This is a genomic window from Henriciella sp. (assembly GCF_049649345.1).
In the GTDB taxonomy this organism is placed as follows: Bacteria; Pseudomonadota; Alphaproteobacteria; order Caulobacterales; family Hyphomonadaceae; genus Henriciella.
This window is the reverse complement of sequence record NZ_JBARZC010000249.1, coordinates 1-5,910: the sequence shown is the minus strand read 5'-3', so window position 1 is coordinate 5,910 and position 5,910 is coordinate 1. Positions and strand designations below refer to the sequence as shown.

At 61.3% G+C, this 5,910-nt stretch carries 6 protein-coding genes; 4 read left to right on the top strand and 2 right to left on the bottom strand.

Annotated elements, in window-relative coordinates:
* The 3 genes from WA989_RS06425 to WA989_RS06415 form a co-directional block, all read left to right on the top strand.
* Window positions 1-1,153 (top strand): DEAD/DEAH box helicase (locus tag WA989_RS06425; RefSeq protein ID WP_424339679.1); only part of this gene is annotated, 1,153 nt, incomplete at its 5' end.
* Window positions 1,154-1,273: 120 nt separating this feature from the next.
* The gene (gene rpsD, locus WA989_RS06420; RefSeq protein WP_424339678.1) at window positions 1,274-1,891 is read left to right on the top strand and encodes a 30S ribosomal protein S4; all 618 of its coding nucleotides are present in this window, start codon (window positions 1,274-1,276) and stop codon (window positions 1,889-1,891) included.
* 92 nt (window positions 1,892-1,983) lie between these two features.
* Window positions 1,984-2,811 (top strand): PPK2 family polyphosphate kinase, encoded by an 828-nt coding sequence (locus tag WA989_RS06415; protein WP_424339677.1) that lies wholly within the window; start codon window positions 1,984-1,986, stop codon window positions 2,809-2,811.
* Window positions 2,812-2,966: 155 nt separating this feature from the next.
* On the opposite strand, the gene WA989_RS06410 is transcribed toward WA989_RS06415, so the two are convergent.
* Window positions 2,967-3,659 (bottom strand): head GIN domain-containing protein, encoded by a 693-nt coding sequence (locus WA989_RS06410; RefSeq protein WP_424339676.1) that lies wholly within the window; start codon window positions 3,657-3,659, stop codon window positions 2,967-2,969.
* A gap of 133 nt (window positions 3,660-3,792) precedes the next feature.
* Here WA989_RS06410 and WA989_RS06405 point away from each other — a divergent pair, with 133 nt between their 5' ends.
* The gene (locus WA989_RS06405) at window positions 3,793-4,155 is read left to right on the top strand and encodes a hypothetical protein (protein WP_424339675.1); all 363 of its coding nucleotides are present in this window, start codon (window positions 3,793-3,795) and stop codon (window positions 4,153-4,155) included.
* Window positions 4,156-4,349: 194 nt separating this feature from the next.
* Here WA989_RS06405 and rimO read toward each other — a convergent pair whose 3' ends face one another.
* Window positions 4,350-5,705, bottom strand: coding sequence for a 30S ribosomal protein S12 methylthiotransferase RimO (gene rimO, locus WA989_RS06400; protein WP_424339674.1), 1,356 nt, complete (start codon window positions 5,703-5,705; stop codon window positions 4,350-4,352).
* Window positions 5,706-5,910: the final 205 nt, after the last annotated feature.

Genomic DNA, 5,910 nt, shown 5'->3' with positions numbered 1-5,910 from the left:
GCTCGGCACCGCGCAGACCGGCACCGGCAAGACCGCCGCCTTCGTGCTGCCGGTCCTCAACGCGCTTGCCAATGAAAACCGCCGCCCGAACGCCAAGTCCTGCCGCGCGCTGATCCTCGCCCCGACCCGCGAACTTGCCGCCCAGATCGTCGACAGTGTTCGCGACTATGGCAAGGGCTCACGCGTGTCGGTCACGCTGGTCGTTGGCGGGCTGAAGATTTCCAAACAGATCCGCGCGCTTGAGCGCGGCGTCGATATTGTTGTCGCCACGCCTGGCCGCCTGCTTGATCTCGCCGCCCAGAAAGCCATCCGCTTTGACCAGGTTACGACCGTCGTTCTCGATGAGGCTGACCACATGATGGACATGGGCTTCCTGCCGCAGATCAAGAAAATCCTTGTCCAGCTGCCAACCCCGCGCCAGACGGTCCTCCTCTCGGCCACCATGCCGAAGGATATCCGCAAGCTGGCCGACCAGTTCCTCAAGAACCCTGTGAGCATCGCTGTCGCCCAGGAATCCAAACCCGTCGAACGCATCGACCAGAGCGTGCGCTTTGTACCGCACGCCCAGAAGCGTGATGTGCTGACCGAAATCCTGCGCGGCCCGACGGTCGACAGCGCGATCGTCTTCACACGCACCAAGCGCGGCGCAGATCGCGTTTGCCAGCATCTTTCGCGTGCCGGCCTCGCGGCCTCTGCGATCCATGGCAACAAGAGCCAGAACCAGCGCACCAAGGCGCTCGACGCCTTCAAGTCCAAGAAGCTAAAAGTCCTTGTCGCCACCGACATTGCGGCCCGCGGCATCGATATCGACATGGTCAGCCATGTGGTGAACTATGAGCTGCCCAACGTGCCAGAATCCTATGTCCACCGCATCGGCCGCACGGCCCGCGCGGGTGAAAGCGGCACGGCGATCACGCTCTGCGACGGCGAGGAGCGCAAGCTGCTTCGCGACATCGAGAAGCTGATCGGCAACCGTCTTCCGGGCAATGAAGCCGGCGCTGCACAGGAGCCAATTAACGACCGCGAAGCCAAGAGCTTCCACCCGTCGAAAGATGGCCAGCGCCGCCGCAAGCCGCGCAATGGCAACCGGAATCGCAAGCCGAATGGCCATCGCGGTCAGGGCAAGTCAGCCCAGCACAGCCAGGCCTCTTGACCAACCGGCGCTTTTCGCTTTTAAGCGCCAACTTCAGGACGGGTGGTGCGGTGCCGCCGTTGTAATCGTGGAGCTCGCTAGGGACGCTCCACCGGCCCGCGTCGAACAAGGAAGACTGCCATGTCACGTCGTCACTCGACGAAGTACAAGATCGACCGCCGGGTCGGTGAAAACATCTGGGGCCGCCCGAAGTCCCCGGTCAACAAACGCCCAACCAAGCCAGGCCAGCACGGCCAGGGCCGCCGTCAGAAGACCTCTGACTATGGTCTGCAGCTCATGGCCAAGCAGAAACTGAAATTCTACTATGGTGACATCACCGAGAAGCAGTTCCGCGCAACCTATGACGAAGCCAACCGCCGCAAGGGCAACACCGCCGAGAACCTCATCGGCCTGCTCGAAAGCCGTCTGGATGCGTTTGTCTCCCGCTCGAAATTCGTGCCGACAATCTTTGCGGCCCGCCAGTTCGTGAACCACGGCCACGTGAAAGTGAACGGCACCAAGACCAATATCGGCTCATTCCGCCTGAAGCCGGGCGACGTTGTCGAGATCCGCGAAAAGTCCCGCAACCTCGCTCTCGTCCTCGAAGCCCTCGGCTCGCCAGAGCGCGACGTGCCTGAATATATCGAGATCGATCCCAAGGCGATGACCGCAACCTTCGTGCGCGTGCCCGAACTCAATGACGTGCCTTACCCGGTCAAGATGGAACCGGCCCAGGTCGTCGAATTCTATTCCTCGTAAGTCCCCGCCGGACTTGCAGTTCAGATCAAGCCGCGCTCTGTTGGGCGCGGCTTTTTCTTTTGTAATTCAAGATGTCCTAGGAGGCGCGCCCCATGAGCAAACCATCGATCGATGAGGTCGCGAGCCGCTTCCTCGCGCCGCCCGGGGAGCCGTTCGACCTCTCGTCGCGCGACAGCGGGGATCGCGAGCTCTTTCCCGACAAGAAGCACGCCAAGACGTGCCTGAAACAGGACGCTGGCGCGATCGATGAGCTTCAGGATCTGCTCTATGCCACGCGCGAGAAAGCGTTGCTTATCGTGCTGCAAGGCATGGATACGTCCGGCAAGAGCGGGGTGATCCGCAACGTCTTCGCAAAGACCTCCCCGCTCGGCATGAAAGTGAAAGCGTTCAAGGCGCCGACACGGGTCGAGCTTGGCCATGACTATCTCTGGCGCGTGCATGAGGCGACTCCCCGCAAGGGCTTTGTCGGCATTTTCGACCGGTCGCACTATGAGGATGTGCTGGTCGTGAAGGTCCGGGAGTTCGCGCCAGCAGATCAGGTCGAGCAGCGCTATGACCAGATCAACCAGTTCGAAAAACACCTCACCGAGAACGGCACAAAGATCCTGAAATTCATGCTGCATGTCGGCTATGACGAGCAGGGCGAGCGGCTGAGAGAGCGGATCACAGATCCGCACAAGCGCTGGAAGTTCAATCCGGGCGATCTCGAAGACAGGAAGCTCTGGCCGGACTTCATGGCCGCCTATGAGACAATGGTCCAGCGCTGCTCGACCGAGTGGGCGCCCTGGTATGTGATCCCCGCCGACAGCCGTCCGCGCCGCAACGCCGCCATCGCCCGGATCGTGCGCGGGGCCATGGAGGGTCTGGACCTCGACTGGCCAGACCCCGGCCACAAGCTGGAGGATTTCGACTTCGGCTAGCCGCGTTCGGAACGTATGGCCTTACAAAAGTGCCCGCCCGGATGGCCGGTGATGTCAGGTCACCTGGCTGTCCGGACGGGCGTATTGATGCGCTCGGGCGTCGATTTTAAGGGTCCGGGTCAGAGACCCACGCATCAATATTCCTTGTCTGTGCCCTAGCTGACGGAAACCGATCCGCCGCTGGACTTGTCGATGATCACATTAGTTGCGCCGCCCGTGACCCGGACGCTGCCACCGCTCGAGGCGTCGGCATTTACGCTATCTGTGGCATAAGCGCGGATGGAGGCGCCGCTCGAAACATCGGCGACGAGGTTCGCGCATTGCAGGTCGCCGGCCTCGACGGTCGCGCCGGACGAGGCATCGGCTTCCACCGTCTCGCATGTGCCAGAGGCTGTAAGGCTGGAGCCGCTGGTGGATTCAAGCTCGATCTCGCCGACCGACACATTGATGATCTGCACGCTGGCCCCGGACGAGACATCGATCTCGGCATCTGCGCCGCTGAGGCCATCGCCTTCGACATACGAGCCGGACGAGGCTTCCACCTCCGTCAGCGATTCCACGCCAACCCGTACGGTGTAAGGCGTGCGCTTGCCGCTCCAGCCCATCTTGCGCGGGCGTTTGAGGACCAGGTCGCCATCATCCACTTCGACGATGATGTCGTCGAAATCGCCATCCTTGTTCTCGACCACGACAGAGCGGGCGACGCCTGTCTCGTAGAACACCTTGATGCCTGAGGAGACATCGAGGCCATCGAAATTGCGGACATCATAGGTCTGTGTGTCGGCGAGGGCCGGCGCGGCGAAGAGGGCTGCGGCAGCGACGGCGAGGGTCAGGGAGTGTGTACGCATGGAGGGGTCCTTTTGGAACGATTTGTGGAAGCCGGAAGAACGCGCTTGACTTCCTCTTATCGATATTCAATACATCCTTTTATCGTAAGTCAATAAGGTTCTTCAAAAAATGCGAAAAACGTTTTCTCCTGTAATGGCAGCTGCAGCGGCTGCCGGTATAATGGCCCTGTCTGGCTGCGTGATTGCGGTCGATGGTGATGATGATGTGCACACCAATTGGGACATGGGCCACTCCTATGGCACCCTCAAAGGCGCGGACGTCTCGGCCAATTCGATCACGGCGCGCGTCTCCTCAAATGGCTGCACGACCAAGGATTTCATCGGCACCGATGTCCGCCGCATGGGCGATGACCGCTTCTCGGTCGGCTTCGTGCGTGAGAAGGACGACTATTGCCGCGCCATGCTGCCTGAAGGCATCGCGCTGACCTGGAGCTTCGCCGAGCTTGGCATCCCGGAAGGCGCAGAAGTGAAAATCCGCAACGAGATCAGCAACTAGGCGCGCAGGCCTGTTCGCGACCATCCCCACCAAGGCCGGGACCTCCGGCCTTGCATGTTCAGTGTAACGCCCGCCATGGTTCGACTTCGCTCACCATGGCGGGCTATTTCTGAGGTCCGTAAAAGGCCGCCATGGTGAGCGTCTTTCGACACGCTCAGGATGAGGGTCGAACCACAAGGCCGCTGGCACAAGACTTAAGCCGGCGCCCCGTAGAGATCATACTCGTCCGCATCCGAAATCCGCGCGCTGACGATATCCCCGGCGCTGAGATGATCGGCATTCTCAAGGTAAACGACGCCGTCAATTTCCGGCGCATCGGCCTTTGAGCGGCCCAGCATTTCGCCCGGCTCCTCGCCCGGGCCGTCGATGATGACGTCCTGCACGGTGCCGATCTGCGCAGCGGCGCGTTCGGACGAAATTTCCGCCTGCAGCGCCATGAAGCGGTGCCAGCGCTCTTCCTTGACCTCTTCGGGAAGATGCCCGTCCAGCGCCCGGCTCTCGGCATGTTCGACATTTTCGTATTTGAAGCAGCCGGCCCGGTCGATCTTCGCTTCGCGGATAAAGTCGAGCAGGATCTGGAAGTCTTCTTCCGTCTCGCCCGGGAAGCCAACAATGAAGGTCGAGCGGATGGTCATGCCCGGCACATCGCGGCGCCATTGCTGAATGCGTTCGAGCACCCGGTCCTGCTTGGCCGGGCGCTTCATCTGTTTCAGCACATTGGTCGAGGCATGCTGGAACGGGATGTCGAGATAGGGGAGGATTTTCCCGTCCGCCATCAGCGGGATGACCTTGTCGACATGCGGGTAGGGGTAAACATAATGCATCCGCACCCAGGCGCCGAGGGTGCCGAGCCCGCGCGCCAGATCAAGAAAGCGGGTCTCGTAGTCCTCGCCGCGCCAGGTCTGCGGCTGGTACTTCACATCGAGGCCATAGGCAGACGTATCCTGGCTGATCACGAGCAGCTCATTCACCCCGGCTTTGACGAGACGCTCGGCCTCGGTCAGCACATGATGGATCGGGCGGGAGACAAGATCCCCGCGCAGTTTCGGAATGATGCAGAAGCTGCAGCGATTATTGCAGCCTTCGGAGATCTTCAGATAGGCATAGTGGCGCGGCGTCAGCCGGATGCCGCTCTCGGGCACGAGGTCCGTGAACGCATTGGGCGGCGGCGTCAGATGCGTATGCACCGCCTCCATCACCTGCTCATACTGGTGCGGGCCTGTCACCGCGAGCACCTTTGGATGCGCCTTCTGGATTACTTCAGGTTCAGCGCCGAGGCACCCCGTCACAATCACCTTGCCATTCGCCTCGATCGCCTCGCCGATCGCCTCAAGGCTCTCATCGCGCGCACTGTCGAGGAAACCGCACGTGTTCACGAGCACGAGGTCTGCGCCCTGATAGTCCGGCGCAATCGCATAGCCCTCGGCCCGCAGCCGCGTGATGATCCGCTCGGAATCCACCAGCGCCTTGGGGCAGCCCAGCGAGACGATGCCGACCTTGGGCTGGGTTTTTACGGGCGCTTTTGGCGGGGTCTGGATCAGTGTGCTCATGGGCCGGGGCTTTAGCAGCGGCGCGCCATCAAGGAAAGCAGCTAAGACCGTTCAGATGAACGCCGTGACTCACGCTCGTTTCCAGTCGAATCCGTTGCCGCCGCCCATTGGGTCGCCATACCAGCCTAGTCGTTTAGGCGGTACGCTAGGTTTGAATACCAACTTGCAGTAACCGCAGATTGAGGTGCTGCTAGTAATGGTGTCT